Source organism: Psychrobacter sp. CAL346-MNA-CIBAN-0220, assembly GCF_040309805.1.
Lineage (GTDB): Bacteria > Pseudomonadota > Gammaproteobacteria > Pseudomonadales > Moraxellaceae > Psychrobacter.
The window spans coordinates 1-249 of the sequence record NZ_JBEOPF010000575.1; the positions used below are offsets into that span (position 1 = coordinate 1).

The window sequence follows — 249 nt, forward strand, 5'->3', positions numbered from 1 at the left end:
GCGTACCAATTGGCAGGTAAGTGCCACGGGTCGAGGCCAGATCGACGCGGAAGAACGCCACATCATCGGAGCATTCCGCCGGGCCGTAGGCGTTCACCAGGCCGATCTGCGGGTAACGCAGCAGCCACTGATGGGCCAACTCCGGCGGCATGGCCTCCCCGGTCGGCAACATCCAGCGCAGGCCGTCGAGGCTGATACGCTCCTGGGCCAACATACCCTGGATCAGCGATGGCACACTCTCCAGCACGG

The 249-nt window shown here is 65.1% G+C and carries 1 protein-coding gene; it reads right to left on the bottom strand.

All coding sequences use genetic code 11. The features are described from left to right. Positions 1 to 249 (bottom strand): AMP-binding protein (locus AAEY88_RS14870; RefSeq protein WP_350563633.1); only part of this gene is annotated, 249 nt, incomplete at both ends.